General features: G+C 61.2%; 28 protein-coding genes. 11 read left to right on the top strand and 17 right to left on the bottom strand.

Translation table 11 applies throughout. From position 1 onward, the window contains the following. Nucleotides 1-47 precede the first annotated feature (47 nt). Nucleotides 48-1,418 carry an IS1182 family transposase gene (locus AF337_RS19395; protein WP_049733268.1) on the top strand — a complete coding sequence of 457 codons (1,371 nt, stop codon included), beginning with the start codon at nucleotides 48-50 and terminating at the stop codon, nucleotides 1,416-1,418. A 200-nt stretch (nucleotides 1,419-1,618) separates the two neighbouring features. Here the strand turns inward: AF337_RS19395 and AF337_RS19390 are convergent, their stop codons facing one another. The 5 genes from AF337_RS19390 to AF337_RS19370 form a co-directional block, all read right to left on the bottom strand. Then, nucleotides 1,619-2,482, bottom strand: coding sequence for an RNA polymerase factor sigma-32 (locus tag AF337_RS19390; RefSeq protein WP_003567549.1), 864 nt, complete (start codon nucleotides 2,480-2,482; stop codon nucleotides 1,619-1,621). 375 nt (nucleotides 2,483-2,857) lie between these two features. Further along, entirely contained in the window at nucleotides 2,858-3,430 is a 573-nt protein-coding gene (locus AF337_RS19385; protein ID WP_003543775.1) for a CarD family transcriptional regulator, read from the bottom strand. A 394-nt stretch (nucleotides 3,431-3,824) separates the two neighbouring features. Further along, nucleotides 3,825-4,163: a ferredoxin FdxA gene (fdxA, locus tag AF337_RS19380; protein WP_049733327.1), complete on the bottom strand. Its 339-nt coding sequence runs from the start codon at nucleotides 4,161-4,163 to the stop codon at nucleotides 3,825-3,827. Nucleotides 4,164-4,357: 194 nt separating this feature from the next. Then, on the bottom strand, nucleotides 4,358-4,762 hold the full coding sequence (locus AF337_RS19375) for an RNA-binding S4 domain-containing protein (RefSeq protein ID WP_049733326.1): 405 nt from the start codon (nucleotides 4,760-4,762) through the stop codon (nucleotides 4,358-4,360). 2 nt (nucleotides 4,763-4,764) lie between these two features. Continuing rightward, the gene (locus tag AF337_RS19370; RefSeq protein ID WP_049733501.1) at nucleotides 4,765-7,983 is read right to left on the bottom strand and encodes a helicase-related protein; all 3,219 of its coding nucleotides are present in this window, start codon (nucleotides 7,981-7,983) and stop codon (nucleotides 4,765-4,767) included. A gap of 793 nt (nucleotides 7,984-8,776) precedes the next feature. On the opposite strand from AF337_RS19370, the gene AF337_RS40670 reads away from it, so the two are divergent. The 3 genes from AF337_RS40670 to AF337_RS43735 all read left to right on the top strand — a co-directional run bounded on the left by AF337_RS40670 (nucleotide 8,777) and on the right by AF337_RS43735 (nucleotide 9,569). Further along, the gene (locus AF337_RS40670; protein WP_003543790.1) at nucleotides 8,777-8,932 is read left to right on the top strand and encodes a DUF3309 family protein; all 156 of its coding nucleotides are present in this window, start codon (nucleotides 8,777-8,779) and stop codon (nucleotides 8,930-8,932) included. 28 nt (nucleotides 8,933-8,960) lie between these two features. Next, nucleotides 8,961-9,221 carry a YMGG-like glycine zipper-containing protein gene (locus AF337_RS19365; protein ID WP_011653968.1) on the top strand — a complete coding sequence of 87 codons (261 nt, stop codon included), beginning with the start codon at nucleotides 8,961-8,963 and terminating at the stop codon, nucleotides 9,219-9,221. Nucleotides 9,222-9,410: 189 nt separating this feature from the next. Beyond that, complete coding sequence (locus AF337_RS43735; protein ID WP_167347779.1) at nucleotides 9,411-9,569, top strand: hypothetical protein; 159 nt, start codon at nucleotides 9,411-9,413, stop codon at nucleotides 9,567-9,569. Between the two features lie 92 nt (nucleotides 9,570-9,661). On the opposite strand, the gene phbB is transcribed toward AF337_RS43735, so the two are convergent. Together phbB and AF337_RS19355 are read right to left on the bottom strand one after the other, a co-directional pair. Continuing rightward, nucleotides 9,662-10,387: a beta-ketoacyl-ACP reductase gene (gene phbB, locus AF337_RS19360; RefSeq protein ID WP_049733325.1), complete on the bottom strand. Its 726-nt coding sequence runs from the start codon at nucleotides 10,385-10,387 to the stop codon at nucleotides 9,662-9,664. 68 nt (nucleotides 10,388-10,455) lie between these two features. Beyond that, entirely contained in the window at nucleotides 10,456-11,637 is a 1,182-nt protein-coding gene (locus AF337_RS19355) for an acetyl-CoA C-acetyltransferase (RefSeq protein ID WP_049733324.1), read from the bottom strand. Here AF337_RS19355 and AF337_RS42420 point away from each other — a divergent pair. Continuing rightward, nucleotides 11,621-11,851 carry a hypothetical protein gene (locus AF337_RS42420; protein ID WP_128146155.1) on the top strand — a complete coding sequence of 77 codons (231 nt, stop codon included), beginning with the start codon at nucleotides 11,621-11,623 and terminating at the stop codon, nucleotides 11,849-11,851. The two genes, AF337_RS19355 and AF337_RS42420, sit on opposite strands and share 17 nt — an antisense overlap. Nucleotides 11,852-11,877: 26 nt before the next feature. Beyond that, nucleotides 11,878-12,450 (top strand): polyhydroxyalkanoate synthesis repressor PhaR, encoded by a 573-nt coding sequence (phaR, locus tag AF337_RS19350; RefSeq protein ID WP_003567563.1) that lies wholly within the window; start codon nucleotides 11,878-11,880, stop codon nucleotides 12,448-12,450. On the opposite strand, the gene AF337_RS19345 is transcribed toward phaR, so the two are convergent. From AF337_RS19345 to mtgA, 5 genes are all read right to left on the bottom strand, one after another. Next, the gene (locus AF337_RS19345; protein ID WP_049733323.1) at nucleotides 12,445-12,852 is read right to left on the bottom strand and encodes a hypothetical protein; all 408 of its coding nucleotides are present in this window, start codon (nucleotides 12,850-12,852) and stop codon (nucleotides 12,445-12,447) included. The two genes, phaR and AF337_RS19345, sit on opposite strands and share 6 nt — an antisense overlap. A 144-nt stretch (nucleotides 12,853-12,996) precedes the next feature. Then, nucleotides 12,997-13,182 (bottom strand): 50S ribosomal protein L32, encoded by a 186-nt coding sequence (gene rpmF, locus AF337_RS19340; protein ID WP_003543812.1) that lies wholly within the window; start codon nucleotides 13,180-13,182, stop codon nucleotides 12,997-12,999. 156 nt (nucleotides 13,183-13,338) lie between these two features. Beyond that, nucleotides 13,339-13,986 (bottom strand): glutathione S-transferase family protein, encoded by a 648-nt coding sequence (locus tag AF337_RS19335; RefSeq protein WP_049733322.1) that lies wholly within the window; start codon nucleotides 13,984-13,986, stop codon nucleotides 13,339-13,341. Between the two features lie 13 nt (nucleotides 13,987-13,999). Continuing rightward, nucleotides 14,000-14,722, bottom strand: coding sequence for a DUF1868 domain-containing protein (locus tag AF337_RS19330; RefSeq protein WP_049733321.1), 723 nt, complete (start codon nucleotides 14,720-14,722; stop codon nucleotides 14,000-14,002). Between the two features lie 95 nt (nucleotides 14,723-14,817). Then, nucleotides 14,818-15,555: a monofunctional biosynthetic peptidoglycan transglycosylase gene (gene mtgA / locus AF337_RS19325; RefSeq protein ID WP_049733320.1), complete on the bottom strand. Its 738-nt coding sequence runs from the start codon at nucleotides 15,553-15,555 to the stop codon at nucleotides 14,818-14,820. Nucleotides 15,556-15,689: 134 nt separating this feature from the next. On the opposite strand from mtgA, the gene AF337_RS19320 reads away from it, so the two are divergent. Further along, nucleotides 15,690-16,604, top strand: a complete 915-nt coding sequence (locus tag AF337_RS19320; protein WP_049733319.1) for a polyprenyl synthetase family protein — start codon at nucleotides 15,690-15,692, stop codon at nucleotides 16,602-16,604. Nucleotides 16,605-16,612: 8 nt separating this feature from the next. Here AF337_RS19320 and hisC read toward each other — a convergent pair whose 3' ends face one another. The 4 genes from hisC to AF337_RS19300 form a co-directional block, all read right to left on the bottom strand. Beyond that, nucleotides 16,613-17,674 (bottom strand): histidinol-phosphate transaminase, encoded by a 1,062-nt coding sequence (gene hisC, locus AF337_RS19315; protein WP_049733318.1) that lies wholly within the window; start codon nucleotides 17,672-17,674, stop codon nucleotides 16,613-16,615. A gap of 16 nt (nucleotides 17,675-17,690) precedes the next feature. After that, nucleotides 17,691-18,941, bottom strand: coding sequence for a flavodoxin-dependent (E)-4-hydroxy-3-methylbut-2-enyl-diphosphate synthase (gene ispG / locus AF337_RS19310; protein ID WP_049733317.1), 1,251 nt, complete (start codon nucleotides 18,939-18,941; stop codon nucleotides 17,691-17,693). 199 nt (nucleotides 18,942-19,140) lie between these two features. Next, nucleotides 19,141-20,328: an MFS transporter gene (locus AF337_RS19305; protein WP_049733316.1), complete on the bottom strand. Its 1,188-nt coding sequence runs from the start codon at nucleotides 20,326-20,328 to the stop codon at nucleotides 19,141-19,143. Between the two features lie 63 nt (nucleotides 20,329-20,391). Continuing rightward, nucleotides 20,392-21,168, bottom strand: a complete 777-nt coding sequence (locus tag AF337_RS19300) for a DeoR/GlpR family DNA-binding transcription regulator (protein WP_049733315.1) — start codon at nucleotides 21,166-21,168, stop codon at nucleotides 20,392-20,394. A gap of 208 nt (nucleotides 21,169-21,376) precedes the next feature. On the opposite strand from AF337_RS19300, the gene AF337_RS19295 reads away from it, so the two are divergent. From AF337_RS19295 to AF337_RS19280, 4 genes are all read left to right on the top strand, one after another. Beyond that, nucleotides 21,377-22,246 (top strand): DMT family transporter, encoded by an 870-nt coding sequence (locus AF337_RS19295; RefSeq protein ID WP_049733314.1) that lies wholly within the window; start codon nucleotides 21,377-21,379, stop codon nucleotides 22,244-22,246. 154 nt (nucleotides 22,247-22,400) lie between these two features. Further along, nucleotides 22,401-23,174, top strand: coding sequence for an amino acid ABC transporter substrate-binding protein (locus AF337_RS19290; RefSeq protein WP_003589640.1), 774 nt, complete (start codon nucleotides 22,401-22,403; stop codon nucleotides 23,172-23,174). Between the two features lie 164 nt (nucleotides 23,175-23,338). Continuing rightward, the gene (locus AF337_RS19285) at nucleotides 23,339-24,019 is read left to right on the top strand and encodes an amino acid ABC transporter permease (RefSeq protein WP_049733313.1); all 681 of its coding nucleotides are present in this window, start codon (nucleotides 23,339-23,341) and stop codon (nucleotides 24,017-24,019) included. Then, the gene (locus AF337_RS19280; RefSeq protein WP_049733312.1) at nucleotides 24,016-24,777 is read left to right on the top strand and encodes an amino acid ABC transporter ATP-binding protein; all 762 of its coding nucleotides are present in this window, start codon (nucleotides 24,016-24,018) and stop codon (nucleotides 24,775-24,777) included. The genes AF337_RS19285 and AF337_RS19280 overlap by 4 nt, the downstream gene beginning before the upstream one ends. A 44-nt stretch (nucleotides 24,778-24,821) precedes the next feature. Here AF337_RS19280 and AF337_RS19275 read toward each other — a convergent pair whose 3' ends face one another. Beyond that, on the bottom strand, nucleotides 24,822-25,394 hold the full coding sequence (locus AF337_RS19275) for an NADPH-dependent FMN reductase (RefSeq protein ID WP_049733311.1): 573 nt from the start codon (nucleotides 25,392-25,394) through the stop codon (nucleotides 24,822-24,824). Between the last annotated feature and the right edge of the window lie 126 nt (nucleotides 25,395-25,520).

Here is a 25,520-nt window from a genome sequence, read left to right as displayed (position 1 = left end):
GCTGACAAACCCCTGGCATAGCTGGGGGTTTTGTGATTCTGTGGGACATGTTGAAGAAACCTTCCCCTTCCCAGACGGCTCTTGAGATGGTGACGCTCGACAGCCTGGTTCCGAAGGATCACCTGCTGCGCAAGATCGACGCGGCGATCGACTTGTCCTTCATCCATGACCGCGTTGCCGGCCTTTATTGCGCCGACAACGGCCGGCCGCCGCTCGATCCGACCTTGATGTTCAAGGCTCTGTTCATCGGCTACCTGTTCGGGGTGCGCTCAGAGCGACAGTTGGTGCGCGAGATCGAGGTGAACGTCGCCTATCGCTGGTTCTTGCAGATGAAGCTGACGGATGGTGTGTTTGACGCCTCGACGCTGTCCCAAAACCGCCGCCGGCGTTTCAACGACACCTCGGTCGCCCAGGACATTTTTGACCATATCGTCGAGCAGGCCATCGGCCATGGGCTGGTCGACGGTACGGTGCTCTATACGGACTCGACCCACCTGAAGGCCAATGCCAACAAGGGCAAATACGACCTGGCGATGATTGCCAAGTCACGCTCCGACTACTGGGCCGATCTCGACCGGGCGATTGAGGCCGAGCGAACACTGCATGGCCAAAAGCCCTTGAAGCAAAAGGAGCGCGAGCCGGAGGTGAAGGAAACCAAGGTGTCGCGCACCGATCCCGACAGCGGCTACATGGTGCGTGACGGCAAGCCGAAGGGCTTCTTCTACCTCGATCACCGCACGGTGGATGGCAAGCTTGCGATCATCACCGACACCCATGTGACGCCCGCCAATGTGCATGACAGCATCGTCTATCTCGACCGGCTGGACCGCCAGCGTCAGCGCTTCAGCTTCGAGGTCGGTGCTGTCGGGCTGGATGCCGGCTATGCCACATCCGGCATCGCCAAGGGTCTTGAAGATCGCACGATTCTCGGTGTCACCGGCTACCGCAATCCGACACCGCCCAAGGACGGCATGATGCGCAAGTCGAAGTTCGACTATGAGCCCGAGACAGACGGCTACCGCTGCCCCGAAGGCCAACTGCTCGCCTATGCCACCACTGACCGCAACGGTTATCGCCACTACCGCTCGGATCCGGCCATCTGCCGCACCTGCCCGTTGCTGGCCTCCTGCACCAATAACGCCAAGGCGGAACGCACCATCACCCGCCATGTCTGGGCCGAGGCCCGTCAGCGCACCGACGCCCACCGCCTCACGCCTTGGGGCAAGGCCATCTACAAGCGGCGAAAGGAGACGGTCGAGCGATCATTTGCCGATGCCAAGCAGCTTCACGGGCATCGCTATGCCCGCTTCCGAAGTCTCACCCGCGTCGCATGCCAGTGCCTGCTGGCCGCCGCCGCCCAAAACATCAAGAAGATCGCAATGGCGCTCACAAAGGCTCCCAAACCGAGCCTGGCGTGAGCGCACAAGCCCTTCTTCGACCCGCAAATATAACCCCGCCCAAAAACCGCAATCCGCAAAAAACAAAACCCGCCGAAAAATCGACGGGTTTGTCAGCGGTCTGAGCCCGGCTTGCGCCGGGCCAGTCAGTGCTGCTGGAGGAGAATGAGGTTTACCGCGCCCTGCGTCTTTCGAGGCGTTACGGGCGCTGTAGCGCTTGTCTAAGCGTAGGCCGCCATGTGCGGATCAGCGCTGACCAGTGCGCTGCGGAGCTTCTCCATCGCCCGGCTTTCGATCTGTCGCACACGTTCCTTGGAAATACCAAGATCGGCGCCGAGTTCTTCGAGCGTGGCGCCGTCTTCGGCCAGACGCCGGGCGCTGATGATCTTCATCTCGCGTTCGTTGAGATGTTTCAGGGCCGAGGCGAGCCAGATGCGGCGGCGCTCGCCGTCGATCATGTTGGAAACCTGCTCGTCCGGCAGAGGATCATCGCTGACGAGAAAGTCCATCTTCTCCGCGCTCTCGGCATCGCCGGAGACCGAAGGCGCCTGCAGCGAGGCGTCGTTGCCGGAAAGCCTGGCATCCATGGTCTGCACATCGGCGAGGCTGACGCCGAGCGCCGCGGCAATCTCCTGGTGAATGGACTGCAGCGTCAGCTGCGTGTCGCCCTTGGCGAGCTTGGCGCGCAGGCGGCGCAGATTGAAGAACAGTGCCTTCTGCGCCGAACTCGTGCCGCCGCGCACGATCGACCAGTTGCGCAGGATATAATCCTGGATCGACGCCCTGATCCACCAGCTCGCATAGGTGGAAAAGCGCACGTCGCGTTCCGGTTCGAAGCGGGCGGCAGCCTCCAGAAGGCCGACATAACCCTCCTGCACGAGATCGCTCATTGGCAGGCCGAAATTGCGGAACTTGCCCGCCATGGATATGACGAGCCGCATATGGGCCATGGCAATCTGATTGCGCGCGCCGCGGTCGTCGTGATCTTTCCAGCGGATGGCGAGATCGTGTTCTTCCTGACGGGCGAGATAGGGGGCGGCCATCGCGATCTTGATCATGCGCCGGTCTGCAGACATGTTCTTCATTTCGATCTCCTGAAACAGGCCTCTCGCCCTAAATGAACAATAAAACGCACCTTCCGGCACATCGCTGTCCGGACTGAATGGGGTTCTGAATGCATAAAGACCTCGCCCCTGGACTTTTCAGGGGGAGGCCCTAGTTCTTCATCATGTGCCGGTAAGACGGCCGGGCTGGACCTGTTTCTTCACCTTGCCGGATGGGCAATATTGAAAAGGCATGATCCGCTCCTCATCGAACATTGACGGAATAGCAGTTCGCCCGTCGAGGCCTTGCCCCACGAGCAGTCCGCAATTACGTGTGTTAAACGCGGCAGTCGGGAAAAAGTTCCAATAAAAAACCCGGCTTGCGCCGGGTTTTTTGATGGGGAAAACTGAAGCGTCTTAGGCGGCTTCGTCCTGCGAATCGTCTTCTTCGATCGCCTTGCCGCGCTTCGGACCCTTGTTGAGATTGGTCTCGACGAGGCGGACGGCTTCGGTTTCCGACATCTTGTTGACGGCGGCGATTTCGCGCGCCATGCGGTCGAGTGCAGCCTCATAAAGCTGGCGCTCGGAATAGGACTGTTCGGGCTGGTTCTCGGCACGATAGAGATCGCGCACGACTTCAGCGATGGAAATCAGATCGCCGGAATTGATCTTGGCATCATATTCCTGGGCGCGGCGGGACCACATGGTGCGCTTGACGCGCGCCTTGCCCTGCACGACCTTCAATGCACGCTCGACGAAATCCGTTTCCGAAAGCTTGCGCATGCCGATGCTCATCGCTTTGGCGACCGGAACCTTCAGGCGCATCTTGTCCTTTTCGAAATCGATAACGAAAAGTTCGAGCTTCATGCCGGCAACTTCTTGCTCTTCGATAGCGGTGATGGTACCGACGCCGTGAGCGGGGTAGACGATCGATTCACCGGTCTTGAAGCCATGGCGAGCTGTGGAAGGCTTTTTCTGCTGAGTCGTCATTCTATTCAAAAACTCCCTGTTACGCTTCCGGCGGCGGCCGGAGCCGGGTCAGTCAGGCCCGGGTGAGACGGTAGTATCCGTCGGGTGACTTCACTCTGGTCCCATCGGGCAAAAGCAAAGAACTTCTTGCGCACGATCTTGGGACCCGGCGCTCAAAGCGTTGATATGTCACGGAAACCGCGTACGGATTTGTTTTGCTTTCGTGATGGTTTTGGGCATGCGTCATGCCACAAATGGAACAGTATGCAAAACCTATCATAAAAATATGAGGAAATCAATAATTTGCTTCACTTGAGTCATGCGGGCAACACATGTCACCCATATGCCTCATGCAGCTTTTAAACCGTTTTGCCCCGCAGCCGCCCAAATCCGGCAACCGAATTCAGGCGCCGTCTCAATCGCCGGAACCGGGTTTCTCGGAGAAATATTTCTCGAACTTTCCGGTCTCGCCATCCATCTCCTTGGCCTCCGGCAACGGATCCTTCTTGACCGTGATATTCGGCCAGATGGAGGCGTATTCGGTGTTGATCTTCAGCCATTTGTCGAGGCCCGGCTCGGTATCGGGCTTGATCGCCTCGGCGGGACATTCGGGTTCGCAGACGCCGCAATCGATGCATTCGTCGGGATGAATGACGAGGAAATTCTCGCCCTCATAGAAGCAGTCGACGGGGCAGACTTCCACGCAATCGGTGTATTTGCACTTGATGCAATTGTCGGTCACGACATAGGTCATGAAGAACTCCAGGATTCCATGCAGATGGGGGCCGGGCAACCTGGAACGTCGCGCCTATCCCCGTGCCGGAGGAAAAACGTGGGCTGGCTTGGGAGGCAAGCACGCTTCCGGCAGGTTGTCAGTCACCTATCGGCTTTAACGCCGGATTTCAAGGATAAACGATCTGCAAACGCCGCCACCGCGGGCAGAGTTTTCTAATCCTCCTCCGACATCAGCCTGTCGATTGCGCGTCGTTCCTTTTTGGTCGGACGCCCCGTGCCGGTCGCCCGGATCGCCTGCTCATAGGGGGTGAGGCGTTTTGCCTCATCGGGCGGCGGCGACAGGTCGTCGTAGAGCAGGCGGGCTTCCTCATAGGGGCCGCGCCGCTCGCCGGCAAGGCGCATGACGAGAACCACATCGCGCCGCTCCAGCGTCAGCTCGATCCGGTCGCCCGGCTTGACCATCTGGCTCGGATGATTGCAGCGCTCGCCGTTGATGCGCAGATGCCCCGATTGGATATGGCTCTGCGCCAGTGAGCGCGACTTCACCATGCGCGCGAAGAACAGCCATTTGTCGATGCGCTGGCGCGAACCGCTTGTCGGCTGTGTCTCCGCGCTCATGATTACTTCTTCATCTGCTCCTTGAGAGCCGCGAGCTTGGCGAAAGGTGAATCCGGATCGATCGGTTTCTCCTTGCGCGGCGGCTTGGCCTCGAAGCGCAGCGGCTGCGAACCGCCGCGGTTGTTGTTGCGATCGTTGCGGTCATTGCGCTCGCCGCGATCCTTGCGGTCCTGCCGGTCGCCGCGCGGCTGGTCGCCCCGTGGCTGGTTGTTGCGGTCGCCTCTTGCCTGCTGCGGCCGGCCGCTATCGCGGCCGCCGCCGTCCTTGCCGCGGTTGTGACGATTATTGTCGCGGCCTTCGCCGCCGCGATTGCCCTCGCCGCCTTCACCGCCGCCCGGCCGGCGATTGCGGTCGCCGCGTTCCTGGTTCTGACCGCGCTCCTGGCCCTGGCCGCCACGGCGTTCGCCATGCCCGCCGCGCGCCTGGCGCTGATTGTCGTTGCGGCCGCCGAGACGCCACAGAAGAACCGGCTTCGGTTCCACCGGCTCGCCGGCTTCCCCGGAAGCGGATGCCGCTTCCTCAGGGGCGGATGCCGTTTCCGCGGGAGCGGATGTCTCGATCGCATCGTCAGCAGCGGTGGTTTCGGCCGCGTCCACCACGGGCGTGTCGACATCAGCCGAAGCCGCCTCGGTTGCGGATGGCTCGGCAGCAGTCTCGCCGTCGGCATCGTCGTGATCGGCCTTTTCGGCTGTCTCGTCGGCAGGCGTTTCCGCGGTGGCGGCCGGCACTGAGGCCGCATCCTGCGTCGCAAGATGTGCCGATGCCTCTTCCGCCTTCACGGCATCGGCGCGATAGCCGAGACCCTTGAGGATTTCTTCCATGTCCTCAAGCGTCGCACCGAGGATCGACAGCATCGCCGTCGTCGTCGTGAAGCGGCGGCCGTCATAGGCGCCCTCCGGGCGATTTGCCTGACCTGGCTTCCACTGCAGCAGCGGCCGGATGATATCGGCAAGCCGTTCGAGGATGTCGATGCGCACGGCGCGCTTGCCGAGGAAGCGGAAGCCGGCGAGCTTGTAGAACATCCGCTCGAAGCTCGGATCGGTGACGACGGAGGTCCGCCCGGCCGCAAGCACCGGAATGAGATCGCCGTAGCCCGGCTTGTCCAGACCGTCGTTCTTCAGCGCCCAGAGCAGCGTGATGAGCTCGGCCGGCGCCGGCTTCAGAAGCGCCGGCACGAAAATATGATAAGCGCCGAAACGCACGCCGTAGCGGCGCATCGAGGCGCGCGCCTCCTGGTCGAGGGACTTGACTTCCTCGGTCACGTCGCGGCGGAACAGCACGCCGAGATTCTCGACGAGCTGGAAGGCCAGCCCCTTGGCCAGGCCCTGCAGGTCCTCGGCGCGCGACAGATCGTCGAGCGGCTTCAGCACCGTGCTGATATGATGATTGACGAAGCGTTCGACACGGGCGGAGACATGATCGCGGGCATTGCCCGTCAACTGTTCGTCGGCCAGCAGAATCACGCGTGGACGCATGACGTGATCGCTACCCGAAAGCCGCGCCACCGGGTCGCCGATCCAACGGATCAACCCATCCGAGCCGATCGCCAGGTCGCTGTTGCCGGCCGCATGGATTCGCGCCGCGCGGGCCTCGAATTCGAGCGCAAGCGCTTTCTGCGACGCAGCCTGAACCGCCTTGGCATCCGGTCCGTCCGTTCCCGCCACCGGCGTGAAACGGAATCCGCTCAATTGCCCTACATGATGTCCTTCAACGAAGACATCGCCATTCACACTGATTTCAGCTTCCAGCATCGCATTCTCTCTCAGGCGCTTCATGAGCACAGATGTCCTGCGATCAACAAAGCGTTTCGTCAACCTTTCATGTAACGCGTCGGACAATCGATCTTCGATTTCCCGCGTCTTTTCCTGCCAGTGTGTCGGATCGGCAAGCCAACCAGGCCGATTCGAAACATAAGTCCAGGTTCTTATCTGCGCGATTCGCGCCGAAAGCGTGTCAATTTCCCCATCTGTCCGATCGGAACGATGAACCTGCTCCGCAAGAAATTGCTCATTCACCGTGCCATAGCGGACGAGATCGGAAAAGAGGGTCGAGATAAGATCGGCATGTTGTGCCGGGGTGATACGCCGATAGTCGGGAAGCGCGCAAGCCTCCCAGAGTTTTTCGACGCGGGCCGGCCTGTCGGCAAGGTCGATGACCTCGGGATAACGCGAAAGCTGTTCGAGCGCCTGCTGGTCGACCGCAGGCAGCGCCCGCGTCAGCCCTGGCACGCGCGGCCCCGCCTCAAGGCTTGTCCGCAAGGATTGAATCGAGGAGAAGTCCATCTCGGTCGTGCGCCACTGCAAAACCTTGACGTTGTCGAATTCGTGCCCCTCGATGCGCTGCACCAGTTCCTCGTCGAAGGGCGAAACCTGCCCGGTGACGCCGAAAGTACCGTCGCGCACGTGCCGCCCGGCACGCCCGGCGATCTGGCCGAGTTCGCCCGGATTGAGATTGCGGAACTGGTAGCCGTCGAATTTCCGGTCCTGGGCGAAGGCGACGTGATCGACATCGAGGTTGAGGCCCATGCCGATCGCATCGGTCGCCACCAGATATTCGACATCGCCGGCCTGATAAAGCGCCACCTGCGCATTGCGGGTGCGCGGGCTGAGTGCGCCGAGCACGACGGCCGCGCCGCCGCGCTGCCGGCGGATGAGCTCGGCGATGGCATAGACCTCGTCGGCCGAGAAGGCGACGATGGCCGAGCGCTGCGGCAGCCGGGTGATCTTCTTCTGCCCGGCATAAAAGAGATGCGAAAGCCGCGGCCGCTCGACGATCGTGATGCCGGGCAGGAGCTGCTGCAGGATCGGCTGCATCGTCGCAGCACCAAGCAGCAGCGTTTCCTCGCGGCCGCGAAGATGCAGGATGCGGTCGGTGAAGATATGGCCGCGCTCGAGATCGCCGGCGAGCTGCACCTCGTCGATCGCGACGAAGGCGGCCTTGGTTTCGCGCGGCATCGCCTCGACGGTGCAGACCGAAAAACGCGCATTGGGCGGCGAAATCTTTTCCTCACCGGTGACCAGCGCCACATTCTGCGCGCCGACCTTCTCCACCACTCGCGTATAGACCTCGCGCGCCAGCAGCCTCAGCGGCAGGCCGATCACGCCGGTCCCGTGCGCAACCATGCGCTCGATGGCATAATGGGTCTTACCGGTATTGGTCGGCCCAAGCACCGCGGTTACACCGCGTCCGCTCAAAATCATCGGCTGCGAAGTCAGAGTCATGGTCCATGCAAATGAGGCAGGCAGCCCCCAGGAATAGAGTGCTTCCGCGAGGGAAGCCAGAGAACACATGGACAGCCGCCGCCACAAACGCAAGGGCAGATTTCAAAATGCATCGGGGAATACGACCTTTGCGAGTCACGCCGAGCGCCCGGATCTGCGATTCGGAACAGCGTGAGAACGAATCAGCGACGAATCGCTGACTCCTGCTGATTCAGCTTTTGTTCACGGCTAAGTATTGATTTTGAATCACTTTTTCCCACTAGATGCTGAATCGCCGGACTCCCTCCTCTTCGCATTTTCGTCGTCGCGAACAATGATTCCGTCCGCCGGCGGACAATCGAAAATTGTGCCCGAAATTAACCTCCCGACCAAAGCCGGAACGAATCGGCGACGAATCGCTGACCCTGCCGTTTTCGCCTTTCGTTCACGGCCACATCTGGTGGCGAAATTCAGTCCGTGCGCTAGATGCGGATCGCCGATGGCTTTCCCCGGTCCGCCTTATCCATCGGCATTAATCTCCAGGAAGGCGGATTCAGATTCCGTTAAGATCGAATGGTCGACGAGGGCGTCCCGATCAAAAACGGAACGAATCGCTGACGAATCGGCGACATCGGGACCTTCCCGCTTTGTTCACCGCAACATATTGTATTCAAATAATTTTTTTACCATACAAGCAAATTTCGATGCGGCGCAGGTCAAGGCGCGTCACATTTCCTGGCTCAACCGGGAACAAAAATCGCCAATGTGTGTTTCTCGTCCATTCAAATTGCGGATGAAATGAAGGAAACACACCATGCTTGGCACGATACTTCTTGTGATCCTCATTCTGCTCTTGATCGGAGCCTTACCGAATTGGGGTTATAGCCGTGGCTGGGGCTATGGACCTTCTGGCGGTTTGGGGCTAGTTCTCGTGATTATCATTATCCTTGTACTCATGGGCCGCATCTAAAGGCCAAACAAACCTGGGGAGTTACGACATGATGAAGAAGATTGTTCTTATTGGTGCGCTCGTCGGCGCTCTGGCATCCTGCACAGCGACCGAGCAGGGCACTGCGATCGGCGCCGGCACGGGCGCGGTCATCGGTGGTGTCGTCACCAACAGCTGGGGTGGTGCAGCCGTCGGCGCCGTTGCCGGCGGTTTGACCGGCGCCCTCATCGGCCAGTCGGTCGAACGCCGCGGCTACTGCGTCTATCGCGACCGCTACGGCCGCCGCTACGAGGCTCGTTGCCGCTACTGACCGGCAAGAGCATATCGGACTTCCCAACGGGCGCTTCGGCGCCCGTTCTTTTTTGCCCGCCTGTCAACACGGTGTTGACGATCGGTCGCGAAAGCCAAACCTACCGACCTCCGTCAGGCAGGCGCATATTTCCTTCATGAGCGCAGTGGGCAGGCGAAGCCGCCGGGCGCATCCGCAAGGAACGTTTCCATGGGTCAGATTTTCCTGAATTCCACCGTCGCCATTCTCATCGCCTTGGCTTTCCTGACAACCGCAATCTCAGCTCTTCGCGGCCAGGATCGCTCGCCGCAGCGCGTGCCGGTCAAGATTCCGCCACGGCGTCACCCGAACGCCGGCGACCGCTCCTGAACCTCCTCAGGGGGCGCATCCATACAAAAAGCGATAGCGCATCCGGCAGGACACGCTATCGCTTTCAAATCGATTCCGATTTTCAGGCTTGCTTAGACGAAGAACTGCCCACCATTGGCCGTCAGCGTCGAACCGGTGATGAAGCCGGCATCGTCGGAAGCGAGGAAGGTGACGCAGCGCGCGATCTCCTCAGGCTCGCCGAGACGGCCGACCGGGATCTGCGGAATGATGCGTTCGTTCAGCACCTTCTCCGGCACGGCGAGCACCATCTCGGTTCCGATGTAACCGGGGCAGATGGCGTTGACGGTGATGTTCTTGGCCGCCCCTTCCTGGGCCAGCGCCTTGGTGAAGCCGAGATCGCCGGCCTTGGCCGCCGAATAATTCGCCTGACCCATCTGGCCCTTCTGGCCATTGATCGACGAGATATTGACGATGCGGCCGAAGCTGCGGTCGCGCATGCCGGTCCAGACCTGATGCGTCATGTTGAACAGGCCGGTGAGGTTGGTATTGATCACCTCGTGCCACTGCTGCGGCGTCATTTTATGGAACATCGCGTCGCGGGTGATGCCGGCATTGTTGACAAGCACTTCGACCGGCCCGATCTCGCTTTCGATCCTGGCGATCCCTTCGCCGCAAGCGGCGTAATCCGAAACATCCCATTTGAACACCGGAACGCCGGTGGCCTCGTGAAAGGCTCTGGCTTTCTCGTCGTTGCCGGCATAATTGGCGGCAACCCTGTATCCGGCGTTTTTCAGCGCTACGGATATGGCCGCGCCGATGCCGCGTGTCCCCCCGGTGACCAAAGCCACTCTGCTCATGTTCCGCTCCCTTTTTGTTTTCGCCCCGCCGTGGCGGGATTTTCAATCAACGACGGATCGTATGCTGTTTAAAGTGCTTCGAAGCACATGGCGACACCCATGCCGCCGCCGATGCAAAGCGTGGCCAGGCCCTTCTTGGCGCCGCGGCGCTTCATTTCGAACAACAGCGTGTTGAGAACACGCGCGCCGGAAGCGCCGATCGGATGGCCGATGGCGATCGCCCCGCCGTTGACGTTGACGATCGCAGGATCCCATCCGAGATCCTTGGTGACGGCGCAGGCCTGCGCCGCAAAAGCCTCGTTGGCTTCGACGAGATCGAGATCGCCGACCGACCAGCCGGCTCTTTCGAGCGCCTTGCGGGAAGCCGGGATCGGGCCGGTGCCCATGATGGAAGGATCGACGCCCGCCGTTGCCCAGGAAACGATGCGGGCGAGCGGCTGGATGCCGCGCCGGACCGCTTCCGCTTCGCTCATCAGCACCGCTGCGGCGGCACCGTCGTTGAGGCCGGAGGCATTCGCGGCCGTCACCGTGCCCTCCTTGTCGAAGGCCGGGCGCAGCTTGCCCATCGCCTCCAGCGTGGCGCCGTGGCGGATATATTCGTCGGCATCGACGGTCACGTCGCCCTTACGCGTCTGGATGACATAGGGGATGATCTCGTCGGCAAAGCGGCCGGCCTTCTGCGCCGCTTCCGCCTTGTTCTGCGAGGCGACGGCGAACTGATCCTGCTCGTCGCGCGAAAGCTGCCACTGACGCGCGATATTCTCGGCGGTGATACCCATGTGGTAACCGTGGAAGGCGTCCGTCAGGCCGTCCTTGATCATCGTGTCGACCATCTTCGCGTCGCCCATCTTGACGCCGCCGCGCAGGTGCATGGCATGCGGCGCCATCGACATGGATTCCTGGCCGCCGGCAACGATGATCTTGGCGTCGCCGGTGGCGATCTGCTGCATGCCGAGCGCGACGGCGCGCAGCCCCGAACCGCAGAGCTGGTTGACGCCCCAGGCCGTCGCTTCTTTCGGAACGCCGGCCTTTATCGCCGCCTGGCGGGCCGGGTTCTGCCCCTCGCCGGCGGAGAGCACCTGGCCGAGGATCACCTCATCGACCTCGCCGGCATCGACGCCGGCGCGAGCGAGCGCACCCTTGATGACGACCGCGCCGAGCTCATGCGCGGGAACCGCTGCGAAAGCGCCGTTGAACGAGCCGACTGCCGTTCGGCCTGCGCTGGCGATGACGATGGATGAATTGCTCATGGGGACGCTCCTCGTTTTTCGTCTCACTTACATAAGACGAAACTGGCAAAGCTTGGAGCGCAAGTCAAACGCGAAGACCGGTCGCCGTCATTTTTCGGCGGTAGCCCTGGAAAGCCCGATTCATCTGCTCTGTGAAAGGTTTGCCGCATCGCACAAAGAGATTGTCACCGGCCTTCTTTTGCGTTTACAGTCTGAAGTGGAGGAATATCCATAATTCAGACGGGGGTCCAGGAGACTGATATGGCGAAGCATGAGGGTCAGATAGTCATCAAGAAATACGCCAATCGCCGGCTATACAATACGGGCACCAGCACCTACGTCACGCTGGAAGACCTGGCGGAGATGGTGAAGAAGGGCGAAGAATTTACCGTCCAGGATGCAAAAAGCGGAGATGACATCACCCATTCGGTGCTGACCCAGATCATCTTCGAACAGGAATCGAAGACCGGCAACACGCTTCTCCCGATCTCCTTCCTGCGCCAGCTTATCACCTATTACGGCGACCAGATGCAGATGGTCGTGCCGAGCTTTCTCGAACATTCGATGCGCGCCTTCACCGAACAGCAGTCGCAGATGCGCGAGCAGGTGAACCGCGCCTTCGGCGAAACACCGCTCGGCAAGAACCTGCAACTGCCGATGCAGATGGTCGAGGACCAGGTTCGCCGCAACACCGAGCTGTTTCAGCAGGCGATGCAGATGTTCTCGCCCTTCATGACGCCGCCTGCCAAGGAAAGCCGCAAAGCCGAGGCCAAGGATATCGACGAGCTGAAGGAACAGCTCCGCGCCCTTCAGAACAAACTCGACAATCTATAATCCGATCGAGACATCCCGCCCGGCGCTCCGGATCGACACGGCAAACCCGCCGATAACATCGATCAGAGCGATCGTCATCAAAATGAAGAAGACCTGCGTCGCAGCATCCCGGACGAGCAGAAACTCGACCAGGAAGGCGATGAACACCAGCATCGACAAGATGTGGTTGAGGAGGTTGCCCGGGCCGGTTCTGGTTGCCTTGAGGATTTCGAAGAACAGCACGACCAGCGCTATGACGATGAAAAGATCGCCGAGCGCCATGCTCCAGATTGCGCCTGATATCATCGACAATACGATGATGTCATGCTGCAGCGCCGGAATACCGCCATCGCCCATCAGGCCGAGCATCGCCAGATTGTAGAGAATAAACGGGATAATCATCAGCGGCATTGCGGCTATCATCGGCAATCTCCTTGGCGGCTGGAGGAATACTGCCGCAAACCCTTGCCCCACTGCAAGTGACCGCAAATATTATATCGCCGAATATAAAAAGGCCGGCGTGACGCCGGCCTTGAAACTTGTCGATCGGACAAGCCGAATCGGAAATTATGCGCTTTCCTTCGGCGTCAGAACCTGGCGGCCGCGATACATGCCGGTCTTCAGGTCGATATGATGCGGGCGGCGCAGTTCGCCGGAGTTCTTGTCTTCGACATAGGTCGGAGCCTTCAGCGCGTCAGCCGAACGGCGCATACCGCGCTTGGACGGGCTTGTTTTTCTCTTCGGTACAGCCATTTCTCTTACTCCACTTGCGGGCAAAACATTCCCACGGCCAGACTGGCGGCCGAAACGGACATGTCGCGATTTCGGAAATTTTGCGCGCTTATACATGCAAGGGGCGGCCTTGACCAGTCCCCATGCAGATTTTTTGACACGCCGACGATTCGCCGTTCAGACTTCGTCTTCCGGCACGATCCAAGGCTCGGCGCGCGCCGCCTCTTCCCATGTCCGCCAGGCCGGATGCGCCTTGATGGTCTGCATATAGGCGAGCGTATCGCTTCGGTTGACGAGGTCATAGATCTCGAACCGGTTGACGACCGGCGCAAACATCGCATCCGCGGCCCCGAACGCGCCGAAAAGAAACGGCCCGCCGGATTGCTGCAGGAGATCCCGCCAGATCGTCTCGATGCGGCGGATATCGGCATCGACCCCATCCGGCAATGCGATCCTGGCTTTCGGCCGGCGGATATTCATCGGGCAGGCGCTCCGCATAGCCCGGAAGCTCGAGAGCATTTCCATCGAAACCGAACGGGCGAGCGCCCGCTGGGCGCGATCCGCAGGCAGAAGGCCGGCGTCCGGATAAAGCTCGGCGGCATATTCGATGATCGCCAGCGATTCCCAGATCTTCAATGCGCCATGTTGCAGAAGCGGCACGCGCCCGGTCGGCGACACGGCCTTGATATTGGGATTGCCGCCCGCGTCGTCGAAGGGGATCAGGACCTCCTCGAAATCGATGCCGGCGCCCGTCAACGCCATCCACGGCCGGAACGACCAGGAGGAATAGTTCTTGTTGGCGATATAGAGCGTCGGTCTGTCCATGGGCATCTCCCGTTCAGGCTTCGAAATCGAAGATCAGCAATTCGTGGAAATGGTTCATGTCCTCGAACACGCAGAATGCCGGCGGCGTCAGCTCGAAAACAGGGGCCTTGCGACGGATATCCTCGGCCACCTCGTCGAGCATCGCCTGCCAGCGCGGCAAGGCTTCGTCCTCCAGCCGCTCGATCGGATAGGCGAAGGTCACATGGAACTTGTAGTCTTCATGGTTCGGCTGGCGATAACCGAGGAGATCGGCAAAGGCGTCGCGCCAGGCGCGCATGACCTTGCGGTCGTTCTCCGTCGCTCCGTCGACGAGCAGGCCCGACGGGCGAGCTTCGACGACGGCGACCTTGAAGGGGGCCGCCATCGAGAAACCTTCGAGCCGCGCCGCCATCAGTTCGGTCATGTCGGCGATCGGCGTCTCGAGCGGAAGATCGACCGGCCAGCAATCCTGCCGGCGTCTGGTCTCGATGGTCCCTTCGAAAAGCGTCATGTGGAGGCTTGATATCGGCGTGAAGAGGAACTGCCGGGCCTCCGGCATCGCCAGATATTTTTCCCGCGCCTCGATCAGCACCCTCTGCGTCCGCGAGCCTTTTTCGGTATGACAGACTATGGTGTTGCCGGCCTCCGGCAGAAAGCCGCCGACCTTGCGATAGCGGCTGCCGAGATGGGTGGGCGGGTTCGGATTGTGCGTCTTCGAATAGAGGAGAAGCTCGGGAGAAAACATCGTAACGGTCATGGGCGACTCAAGGGTTCTGATTGGACTGCACCGCCCATATGGCAGAACCAAGAATGTCAGATGACGCTTGAGGCTACCAACGACAAGTTCTGATCTCAATCATAGATGCACTTGATGTAATCGCCGGAACCCTGGGCGCGTCTCTCGATCACGCCGGCAAGCCGGCGAAGGCCGCGGCCGGGTTTGCCGGCGTTGCGGTCGATCGGGTTCGGCAGCGAGACCGCAAGCAGCGATGCCTGGCGCCGTGTCAGCTTCGAGGCCGGCACCTTGAAATGATGCTGGGCCGCTGCCTCGATTCCGTAAATGCCCGGACCCCATTCGGCGATGTTGAGATAGATTTCCATCAGCCGCCGTTTCGACAGGACGAAATCGGTGGAGACGGCGAGCGGAAGCTCCATCGCCTTGCGCACGAAGGAGCGGCTGTTCCAGAGAAAGAGGTTCTTCGCCGTCTGCATCGGGATGGTGCTGCCGCCGCGCGTTGCCTGGCCTTTCAGCGTATCTTCGACCAGCATGCGCATTTCCGCCCAGTCGACGCCGCCGTGAAAACAATATTGCCCGTCTTCGGACATCATCACCGACTGCACCAGAACCGGGGCGATCTCGTCAATCGACACCCATCTGCGGTCATAACCGCGCAACAGCACGAGATCGCGCAGCATCAGCGTCGAGACCGGGTGAATGAACGGCAGCAGATAAAAAAAGATCAGCGCATAGGGAAGGATCACCAGCGCCAGCACCGCAAGTACGATGCGTTTCAGCACATGCCGGTCTCCGAACCATTGCCGATGGACCGGCATGTCGGCGATGTCCTCTCTCTCCGGCGCTATATCCAATGTCCCCAGCCCGATTTCGCTCCTGTCGTTCTCATAACGCCTGTAGGCCGCTTATGCCAGAGTGCGCGGCGAATCTTGCTGCACCATCGACAATTCCGTTGCAAGCCCGGGGGCGCTCATGCCAAACAGCGCCCATGGACGCGAACCGGGACACTTTCGAGACGAGGCTGAAGAACAACGCCGGCGAGATCGAGGCGCTGCTCGACGCATTGCTTTTGCCGAACGCCCTCTCCGATGAGATCGCCAGGCCCGAGACGCTGCGCAGCGCCATGCATTATGCCGTGCTGAACGGCGGCAAGCGGCTGCGCCCGTTCCTGGTGGTCGAAAGTGCCGCCCTTCTCGGCGGCGACGGGCAGGCGGCACTCCGCGTCGGTGCCGCCCTTGAATGCGTCCACTGCTATTCGCTCGTGCATGACGATCTGCCGGCGATGGACGATGATGATCTCCGCCGCGGCAAACCGACGGTTCATATCAAGTTCGATGAAGCCACCGCGATCCTTGCCGGCGACAGCCTGCTGACCTACGCTTTCGACATCATTGCCGCGCCGGAAACGGCGCTTGCCGATACGAACAAGGCATCGCTGGTGCTGTCGCTTGCCCGCGCCGCCGGTCTCGGCGGCATGGCCGGTGGCCAGGCGCTCGATCTCGCGGCGGAGAAGCAGGCTCCCGATGAGGCGGGGATCATCCGCCTGCAGGCGATGAAAACCGGCGCGCTGATCCGCTTCGCCTGCGAAGCCGGCGCCCTCATCTCGGCAAGCCCACCGGAAGATCGCCGCCGCTTGCGCGCCTTCGGCGAAAAGATCGGCCTTGCCTTTCAGCTCGCCGACGACATTCTCGACCTGACCTCGGATGCCGCGACCATGGGCAAGGCGACCGGCAAGGATGCCGCCCGCGGCAAGGGAACGCTCGTGGCGCTGCATGGCATGGAATGGGCCGAGGCCGAGCTCCGCCGGCACGTCCGCGATGCCGAGGCATTGCTTGCCCCCTACGGCGCCCGGGCCTCGACCCTCATCGCCGCGGCGCATTTCATCGCCGACCGGAAGAGCTGAACGGCAACTCAGGCTGCCAGTATTTCCTTGAGAGCGGAAACCAAACGGGCACATTCCTCGTCGGTGCCGATGCTGATGCGCAGGAAATCCGAAATACGCGGCTTGGCGAAATGCCGGACGAGAATACCACGCTCCCGCAGAGCCGCTTGCAGCGCGGCGCCCGACCGGCCTTTATTTCTAGCGAAAACGAAATTCGCCTGGGACGGCAGCACTTCGAAATCCAGCGCTTCGAGTTCCCTGACGAGACCGTCCCGGCTGGCGATGAGTCTCTTCCGGCATGTCTCGAACCATGCCTCGTCCTTGAGCGCCGCCGTCGCGGCGACCTGCGCCAGGCGATCGAGCGGATAGGAATTGAAGCTGTCCTTGACGCGCACCAGCGCCTCGATCAGCTCCCGCTGCCCCAGCGCGAAGCCGACGCGCAGGCCGGCAAACGAGCGGGATTTCGACAGAGTCTGAACGACAAGCAGGTTGGGATATTTGGAAATGAGCGGGATGGCGCTGTCACCGCCGAAATCGACATAGGCCTCGTCGATCACCACGACCGCATCCGGATGGGCGGCGACAAGCGCCTCTATGTCGGCAAGCGGCAGGCCGATGCCGGTCGGCGCATTCGGATTGGGGATGATGATCGCGCCGCACGGCCGGTCGTAATCCGCCAGCCGGATCTGGAACTGATCATCGGCGGGAATCTCGATCGCGTCGATGTCGTATAGCAGGCTATAGGTCGGATAGAAGCTATAGCTCACATCGGGATAGAGAAGCGGCAACTCGTGTTTCAGCAGCGCCTGAAACGCATGGGCGAGGACCTCATCCGAGCCGTTGCCGACGAAGATTTCATCCGCCGTCAACCCGTGACGGGCCGCAATCGTCTCGCGCAGTTCCGTCGCCGCCGGATCGGGATAGAGCCGCAGACGATCGTCCGCCGCTTGGCCTATCGCCTCAAGCGCCGCGGGAGACGGCCCATAGGGATTCTCGTTGGTGTTAAGCTTGACCAGACCGGGGATGCGGGGCTGCTCCCCGGCCACATAGGGCCGGAGCTTGCTGACGATGGGCGACCAGTACCGGCTCATGCAAGTTTCCAGGCGTTCATTCTGCCGCCGTGCGCTGGCCGAAGCGTTTCTCGATATAATCGACGACGAGTGCCTCGAAGTCGGCAGCGATATTGGGACCACGCAGCGTCAGCGCCTTCTTGCCGTCGATGAAAACGGGGGCGGCCGGCGTCTCGCCGGTGCCGGGAAGCGAAATGCCGATATCGGCATGTTTGCTCTCGCCGGGCCCGTTAACGATGCAGCCCATGACGGCGACGTTCAGCGCCTCGACGCCGGGATATTTCTCGCGCCAGACCGGCATGTTCTTACGGATATCGTTCTGGATGTTCTGCGCCAGTTCCTGGAACACCGTCGACGTCGTGCGTCCGCAGCCGGGACAGGCGGCAACGACGGGGATGAACTGGCGGAAGCCCATGACCTGAAGGATTTCCTGCGCCACCTGGACTTCCCGTGTACGGTCGCCGTTCGGCTCGGGCGTCAGCGACACGCGGATCGTATCGCCGATGCCCTGCTGCAGCACGAAACCCATCGCCGCCGACGACGCGACGATGCCCTTGGTGCCCATCCCGGCTTCGGTCAGGCCGAGATGAAGCGCGTGATTGGAACGTTCGGCGAGCATGGAATTGACGGCGATCAGGTCCTGGACCTGGCTGACCTTGGCCGAGAGGATGATGCGGTTGCGGGGCAGGCCGATCTCTTCGGCAAGGGCTGCCGAAAGCAGCGCCGACTGCACGATCGCCTCGCGCGTCACCTGCCGGGCCGAAAGCGGCGAACCGGCTGCCGCATTCTGGTCCATCAGCGCCGTCAGGAGATCCTGATCGAGCGAGCCCCAGTTGACGCCGATGCGCACCGGCTTGTCGTAGCGGATCGCCATCTCGATGATCTCGGCGAACTGCTTGTCCTTCTTGTCCTTGAAGCCGACATTGCCGGGATTGATGCGGTATTTCGCCAGCGCTGCGGCACAATCGGGATGATCGGCAAGCAGTTTGTGGCCGATATAATGGAAGTCGCCGATCAATGGCACGTCCATGCCGAGCCGCAACAGCCGCTCGCGGATCTTCGGCACGGCAGCCGCGCTCTCGTCACGGTCGACGGTGATGCGCACCAGCTCCGAGCCCGCCCGGTGGAGAGCGGCGACCTGAGCGACGGTCGAATCGATATCGGCCGTATCGGTGTTCGTCATCGATTGCACGACCACCGGCGCCCCGCCGCCGACGATGACGCCGCCGACATCGACGGCAACGGAAGCGCGGCGCGGTTTCGGATCAAAATCGGCGGCTGATGGCATGGAGAGTTCTTGCACCCCTAAAGCATGTCGCGCAAAAATCTGCAGCGGTTTTGCGATCACGACATGCGTAAAAATAAGACCGGAAGCGCGAGGAGCAAACCCGAAAGATCGCCCCGCGCTTTAGAAACAGTGCCTTTCAGGTGGATCATGACCGCTTTCTTGTCAACCGCCCCTGATATCACTTTTGTTGGGAGGCGGCTCAGTGACCGGACACGCCATCGGCATAGTGGGCGAGCTTGGAGAACAGCAAAACCACCAGCAGCAGCACCGGCAGCGCCATGAAGACCGCCGCAAAGCCGACATGCTCGGCGACGAAGCCGATCAGGGACGGCGCGACCAGCATGCCGGAATAACCCATGGTCGTGACGACCGAGATGCCGATGCCGGGCTTGAGGCCGGGAATGTTGCCCGCCGCCGAGAAGGCGATCGGCACCATGTTGGAAATGCCGATGCCGCAAAAGGCAAAGCCCAGGATGGCGATCTCGGCATTGGGCGCCAGACCTGCAAGCAGCATGCCGACGATGGCAAACAAGGTGCAGATCCGCAGCGTTTTGACCCCACCGAGGCGATCGCGCACCAGGTCGCCGGCAAAGCGCATAATCGCCATCGTCGCCGAAAAGGCTGCGAAACCCAGACCGGAAAGCGCCACGGAGGCATCCATTTCTTGGCGGAGATAAAGCGCCCCCCAATCCAGAACCGCACCCTCAGGCACCATGGAGAACAAGGCCATCAATCCGAGCAGCCACGGCAGCGGCACCATCGGCAGCCTGGTCTTTTCCTTCTTGGTATCGGGATGCGGCGGATCCGCCAGGATCATCGGCCAGGCAACGGCGAGGAAGATCGCCGCCAGCACCGTCGCCAGTTCGGCATGGCCGAGAATACCGAGCTTGGAGATCACGATACCCCCGAGACCCGAGCCGATCAGCCCGCCAAGGCTCCAGAAAGCGTGGCAGGACGACATGATGGAGCGGCGCATGGATTTTTCGACCGACACCGCATTGGCGTTCATCGCCACATCCATGGCGCCGATGAACCCGCCGAACAGGAAGAGCGAGATTGCCCCGGTGATCACGTTCGGCGCAAGCGTCAATGCCAGGAGCAGCGGCAGCACGCAGACAGCCAGCACCTGAACGACGATACGCGAGCCGTGTTTGGCGATCTGCGCCCCGGCGATCGGCATCATGACCAGCGAGCCGACGCCGAAGACGAGGATCATCAGCCCAAGCTCGAACTTGGAGAGCGCCAGCCGCTCGGCAAAATCGGGGATCTTCGGCGCCCAGCAGCCGACGACGAAGCCGTTCATGAGAAAGAGCAGGGAAACCGCCGCCCTGCTTCTGGTAATGAAGCCGCTCCGCGCTGCCGGCGGCGCATTCACATGACTATCCATTTCTCGGTCTTTCCTCATTGCCGGGTGCACGCGCCCGGTTTCCCTAAACTCGATGGCAACTGCCTAGTTCGTTTTCTCGGCGACAACGGTTCTGCATCCGCGCGCGCGGTAATCGGCAAGAACAGCCGGATCGGCATCGTGCTCGACGACAAGACACTCGCAATGGGCAATCGGCAGAATGCTGTGCGGGGCAGCGGTGCCGAATTTCTCCGAAGTTGCCGCCACCAGGACTTTTCTGCTTCTCGACGCCGCATACCGCTTGAACTCGGCATCTTCGAAACCGAATCCGGTGATGCCGGCCTCAAGATCGACGCCGCAGGCGCCGAGAATGCAGAGATCGGGCGAAAGCTGCTCCATATCCCGCAAGGCTTTGGCACCGAGCGAACCGCCCGTCTGCCGGTCCACCATTCCGCCGATCAGGATGACGTTGACGGCAGGCTTGTCGATCAGCGCCGCGGCGATCGCCGGCGCATTCGTTGCAGCCGTCAGCGCAAGTACGGCCGGCAATGCGTTGGCAATCGCCAGATTGGTGCTGCCGGCATCGAAGAATACCGTCGAACCGGCGGCAATCTGCTGTGTCGCAGCGCGCGCCAGCGCCTGTTTCCGGTCGACGGCGAAACCGATCCGCTGCGTCAGGCTTCCATGCGCCGGTGAGATCGGCAATGCGCCGCCATAGACCCGCTCGCAGAGCCCTGCCGCGGCCATCTCGCGCAGATCGCGCCGCACCGTATCTTCGGAGACGCCGAATTCGAGTGCAAGTTCCGTCGCCAGCACCCGGCCGTTCAACCGCAGCCTCTCGGAAATCACGCCCTGGCGCTCGCGCAACAAAAAATCCTGCATGTTTCTACCGGATCATCTCTCTCAAAACCTGAAACGTGCATAAACACTTATGATCAGGCGCGCAATATGCACAAACACACGTTTCCTGACGTTTTGAAACAAAGCTCCACCACCAGAGCGAAAGATCACCTATTGACCGGTCAAGAGGCCGGGAATATCGATCGACCATTCCCCGCTTCCCGTCGGCATTCCGCCACCTGGTGTTCCCGTGAAAAACTCCGTCAGCCTGGGCATCCTGCTCACGAGCGCCGCCTATATGGCGTTCACCTTCCATGACGCGATCATCAAGATCCTGACCTCGAGCATTCCGGTCTGGCAGATCCTGTTTTTCCGCAGTCTCACCATCTTCGTCGGCTGTCTCGCCTTTGGCCGCGGCGAGCTTGTCCGCCAGACGATGACATCGCCGATCATCAAGCCGATGATCGCCCGCAGCATCCTTCTTCTCTGTGCCTGGCTTTCCTATTATTCCGCCGCAAGCCGGCTGCAGCTTGCCGAGGTGACCACGCTCTATTACGCGGCACCCGTCGTCGGCACCGTGCTTGCATGGTTCATCCTGAAGGAAGACGTCACCCCGGCGCGCTGGCTTGCCGTCGGCGTCGGCTTCGTCGGCGTGCTCATTGCCTGCAACCCTATCGGCCTCACCATCTCCTGGCCGGTCTATCTGGCCCTGCAGGCGGCCGTCCTCTGGGCCAGCGCCATGGTGCTGCTGCGCAAGACCTCGCTGCACGAGAAGACCATCGTCCAGCTTGTTGTCTCCAACGTCTTTTTCCTTGTCATGACCGGCCTTGCCGTTCTCTACACCTGGAAGACCCCCGATACGACGCAGCTGGCGCTTCTCATCGCCACCGGCGTCGTCGCCGGCTGCGCGCAGTTCGCTCTCTTCGAGGGCATGCGGCAGGCGCCGGTCTCCGTGCTTGCACCATTCGAATATACATCCCTCGTCTGGGCTTTCCTCCTGGGTTATCTGAAATGGGCCGATATCCCCACGCCCAATGTCGTATTCGGCGCGGCCATGATCCTCGCTGCCGGACTGATTATCATCGTCAGCGAGAGACTGCGCCGCCGCATCACGGCGTGATGCCTGTTTCTTTCTAGATTCACCGCTCAACCGGCCGCTTGAGAAAAATATTTGCAGTTGCTGCTTTTATTCGCAGTTTTTTACGCTTCCGGCGCCCTAAATTTCTGCGAACTATCCCTCATCCGATGACAACCTCCCAAGGATGGATAAAACAATGAACTGGTTGAAAACCGTTGCCGCCGCCGCCCTCATTCAGGCTGCTGCCCTCCTGCCTGCCCATGCCGGCGAAAACCTTGCCGCGATCAAATCGGCCGGGGTCTTCAAGATCGGCACCGAGGGCACCTATGCGCCCTTCACCTATCATGACGAAAGCGGCAAGCTCGTCGGCTTCGACGTCGAGATCGGCGAAGCGATCGCCGCCAAGCTCGGCGTCAAGGCCGAATTCGTCGAAGGCAAGTGGGATGGCCTGATCGCCGGTCTCGACGCCAAGCGCTACGACACCGTCATCAACCAGGTCGGCATCACCGAAGCCCGCAAGCAGAAATATGATTTCTCCGAACCCTATATCGCCTCCAAGGCCGTGCTGATCGTCCGCGACGGCGACGACAGCATCAAGACCTTCGCCGACCTGAAGGGCAAGAAATCCGCCCAGTCGCTGACCAGCAATTTCGGCAAGATCGCAACCGAAGCCGGCGCCGAACTCGTCGGCACCGATGGTTTCGACCAGTCGATCCAGCTGGTACTGACCAAGCGCGCCGACGCCACGATCAACGACAGCCTGTCCTTCCTCGATTTCAAGAAGCACAAGCCGGACGCGCCGGTGAAGATCGCCGCCGAGCAGGAAAATGCCGACTATTCCGGCGTCATCATCCGCAAGAACGAGCCGGAGCTTCTTGCCGAAATCAACAAGGCGCTCGCCGACATCAAGGCCGACGGCACCTACAAGAAGATCGCCGACAAGTATTTCGGCCAGGACGTTTCGAAGTAAGCTCCGGAAAAAGTCCCCATCCGCCTGCAGAAATATCAGCCTCTCTGCGGATGAAACGATGAAGTGAAAAGCGTCGGGAGCGGCATTCAAGCCCCTCCCCCTTGTGGGGAGGGGTTGGGGAGGGGTACACCTCGAACGCACCAACCCACGAGAGGGAACATCCCTTGCCGCACTGGCTCCAATTGATGGCGGAATCGCTCCCCTCGCTCCTCTGGGCGGGATTGATCTTCACCATCCCCCTCACGCTTCTGTCCTTCGTCTTCGGCCTGATCCTCGGCCTGATCACCGCGATTGCCCGGCTTTTCGGTCCGGGGCCTGTCGCGGCCATCGCCCGTTTCTATGTCTGGGTCATCCGCGGCACGCCGCTTCTTGTCCAGCTCTTCGTGATCTTCTACGGCCTGCCGAGCATCGGCATCCTGCTCGATGCCTTTCCCGCCGCCCTCATCGGCTTTACCCTGAATATCGGCGCCTACAGCTCCGAGATCATCCGCGCCGTCATCTCCTCGGTGCCCAAGGGCCAGTGGGAAGCCGCCTATTCGATCGGCATGAGCTGGCGGCAGGCAATGAGCCGCACCATCCTGCCGCAGGCCGCCCGCGTCGCCGTGCCGCCGCTGTCGAACACCTTCATCTCGCTGGTCAAGGATACATCGCTGGCCGCCGCCATCACCGTGCCGGAACTTTTCCAGGCGGCGCAGCGCATCGTTGCCACCACCTATGAGCCGCTGATCCTCTATATCGAGGCGGCGCTGCTCTATCTTGCGCTGAGCTCCGTCCTCTCGCAGCTGCAGGTACGGCTGGAACGCCGCTTCGCGCGGTACGGCGGCATGCTGGAGGCCAATGCATGATCGAGCTTTCCAACATCGAAAAACGCTTCGGCGACGCCGTCATCCTTAGGGATATCAGCATCCGTATTCCCGAAGGCAGCGTCACCGCGCTGGTCGGCCCCTCGGGCGGCGGCAAGAGCACGCTGCTGCGCTGCATCAATCTGCTCGAAATCCCGACAGCAGGCGCGATCCGCCTCAGCGAAGAAACGCTGTCCTTTGCACCGGGCAAACGAACGAGTTGGCAGGCGATCCAGAAAATCCGCCGCCAGACCGGCATGGTCTTCCAGAATTTTCAGCTTTTCCCGCATCAGACCGCGATCGAGAATGTCATGGAGGGCCTGGTGACGGTGCTGAAATGGCCGAGGGAAAAGGCGCGCGAACGCGCCATGGAGCTATTGACCAAGGTCGGCATGACCCACAAGGCCGACGCCTGGCCGTCGACGCTCTCAGGCGGTCAGCAGCAGCGTGTGGCGATCGCGCGCGCCTTGGCGCCGTCGCCGCGCGTGCTTCTCTGCGACGAGCCGACCTCTGCGCTCGATCCGGAACTTTCGGCCGAAGTGGTCGACGTTCTCGGCCAGCTTGCCCGCGAAGGCACGACCATGGTGATGGCGACCCATGATCTCCGGCTTGCCTCGAAGATCGCCAACGACGTCGTCTTTCTGGAAGCCGGCAGCGTGGTCGAGACCGGCAGCGCCAGGGCGATCTTCACCGCGCCGGAACGCGAACGCACCAAGCGCTTCATCTCGACGATCAACGCCGCCCATACCTACGATATCTGAGGCAATACCGGGATGCGGCCATCCCGGCATTGCCGGAGTGCCAATCAGGAGGCCGTGGCGACGGCGCGCGCTGCCTTCAGCGCATTGCCCCACCATGTGATCTGATCGAGCAGGTTCTTGGCAGCTTCGTTGAGATGGGCGTAATCGCCAAGTCTCTTGCCCTCCTTGAGAACGGCAAGATATTCGCTGAATGCGATATGGACGCCTGTTTTGACTGAAGCAGCGCTCATTTCCACGAAGATCAGCCGCAGCTGCTCGACCGCACGGGCACCGCCGACGCCGCCGTAACCGACGAAACCGACCGGCTTCTGGATGAATTCGCCGAGATCAATCGCGTTCTTCAGCACGGCCGTCGGCGCATGGTTGTATTCGGCAACGGTGAATATGAAGCCGTCGAATTCGCGCAGCTTCTTCTTCCAGCGCTCTGCGGCATCGCTTTCCGCCGTCGTGGCGCGCGCTTCGCCGAAGAAATGCATGGGGTAGTCGAGAAGATCGAGAAGCTCGACTTCCAGGTCGGAGCGCTCGCCGACCAGTTCGGCGATCCACTTGGCCGGATGTTCGGCAAAACGGCCAATACGCGTGCTGCCGACAATGACGGCAATCTTCAGCTTGCTCATGGGGGATGATTTCCTGATTGGTCTTGGGGACGGATGGTGGGAGCGCAAGTCTATGAGAAAGCCTCCTCGCCGGGCAAGGCGAGGAGGCGGCTAACGCTGCGAAAAAATCAGCTTTCTGGCAGCCCG

It is taken from the genome of Rhizobium ecuadorense (assembly GCF_001187535.1).
Taxonomy (GTDB): Bacteria; Pseudomonadota; Alphaproteobacteria; order Rhizobiales; family Rhizobiaceae; genus Rhizobium; species Rhizobium ecuadorense.
This window is presented reverse-complemented; position numbering and strand designations above follow the sequence as displayed.

Bases quoted from the DNA above. Each gene is read 5' to 3' on its own strand.
- AF337_RS19395 (WP_049733268.1), top strand. From the start codon at position 48: ATGTTGAAGAAACCTTCCCCTTCCCAGACGGCTCTTGAGATGGTGACG.
- AF337_RS19390 (WP_003567549.1), bottom strand. From the start codon at position 2,482: ATGAAGAACATGTCTGCAGACCGGCGCATGATCAAGATCGCGATGGCC.
- AF337_RS19385 (WP_003543775.1), bottom strand. From the start codon at position 3,430: ATGACGACTCAGCAGAAAAAGCCTTCCACAGCTCGCCATGGCTTCAAG.
- fdxA (WP_049733327.1), bottom strand. From the start codon at position 4,163: ATGACCTATGTCGTGACCGACAATTGCATCAAGTGCAAATACACCGAT.
- AF337_RS19375 (WP_049733326.1), bottom strand. From the start codon at position 4,762: ATGAGCGCGGAGACACAGCCGACAAGCGGTTCGCGCCAGCGCATCGAC.
- AF337_RS19370 (WP_049733501.1), bottom strand. From the start codon at position 7,983: ATGACTCTGACTTCGCAGCCGATGATTTTGAGCGGACGCGGTGTAACC.
- AF337_RS40670 (WP_003543790.1), top strand. From the start codon at position 8,777: ATGCTTGGCACGATACTTCTTGTGATCCTCATTCTGCTCTTGATCGGA.
- AF337_RS19365 (WP_011653968.1), top strand. From the start codon at position 8,961: ATGATGAAGAAGATTGTTCTTATTGGTGCGCTCGTCGGCGCTCTGGCA.
- AF337_RS43735 (WP_167347779.1), top strand. From the start codon at position 9,411: ATGGGTCAGATTTTCCTGAATTCCACCGTCGCCATTCTCATCGCCTTG.
- phbB (WP_049733325.1), bottom strand. From the start codon at position 10,387: ATGAGCAGAGTGGCTTTGGTCACCGGGGGGACACGCGGCATCGGCGCG.
- AF337_RS42420 (WP_128146155.1), top strand. From the start codon at position 11,621: ATGGATGAATTGCTCATGGGGACGCTCCTCGTTTTTCGTCTCACTTAC.
- AF337_RS19355 (WP_049733324.1), bottom strand. From the start codon at position 11,637: ATGAGCAATTCATCCATCGTCATCGCCAGCGCAGGCCGAACGGCAGTC.
- phaR (WP_003567563.1), top strand. From the start codon at position 11,878: ATGGCGAAGCATGAGGGTCAGATAGTCATCAAGAAATACGCCAATCGC.
- AF337_RS19345 (WP_049733323.1), bottom strand. From the start codon at position 12,852: ATGATAGCCGCAATGCCGCTGATGATTATCCCGTTTATTCTCTACAAT.
- rpmF (WP_003543812.1), bottom strand. From the start codon at position 13,182: ATGGCTGTACCGAAGAGAAAAACAAGCCCGTCCAAGCGCGGTATGCGC.
- AF337_RS19335 (WP_049733322.1), bottom strand. From the start codon at position 13,986: ATGGACAGACCGACGCTCTATATCGCCAACAAGAACTATTCCTCCTGG.
- AF337_RS19330 (WP_049733321.1), bottom strand. From the start codon at position 14,722: ATGACCGTTACGATGTTTTCTCCCGAGCTTCTCCTCTATTCGAAGACG.
- AF337_RS19320 (WP_049733319.1), top strand. From the start codon at position 15,690: ATGGACGCGAACCGGGACACTTTCGAGACGAGGCTGAAGAACAACGCC.
- hisC (WP_049733318.1), bottom strand. From the start codon at position 17,674: ATGAGCCGGTACTGGTCGCCCATCGTCAGCAAGCTCCGGCCCTATGTG.
- ispG (WP_049733317.1), bottom strand. From the start codon at position 18,941: ATGCCATCAGCCGCCGATTTTGATCCGAAACCGCGCCGCGCTTCCGTT.
- AF337_RS19305 (WP_049733316.1), bottom strand. From the start codon at position 20,328: ATGGATAGTCATGTGAATGCGCCGCCGGCAGCGCGGAGCGGCTTCATT.
- AF337_RS19300 (WP_049733315.1), bottom strand. From the start codon at position 21,168: ATGCAGGATTTTTTGTTGCGCGAGCGCCAGGGCGTGATTTCCGAGAGG.
- AF337_RS19290 (WP_003589640.1), top strand. From the start codon at position 22,401: ATGAACTGGTTGAAAACCGTTGCCGCCGCCGCCCTCATTCAGGCTGCT.
- AF337_RS19280 (WP_049733312.1), top strand. From the start codon at position 24,016: ATGATCGAGCTTTCCAACATCGAAAAACGCTTCGGCGACGCCGTCATC.
- AF337_RS19275 (WP_049733311.1), bottom strand. From the start codon at position 25,394: ATGAGCAAGCTGAAGATTGCCGTCATTGTCGGCAGCACGCGTATTGGC.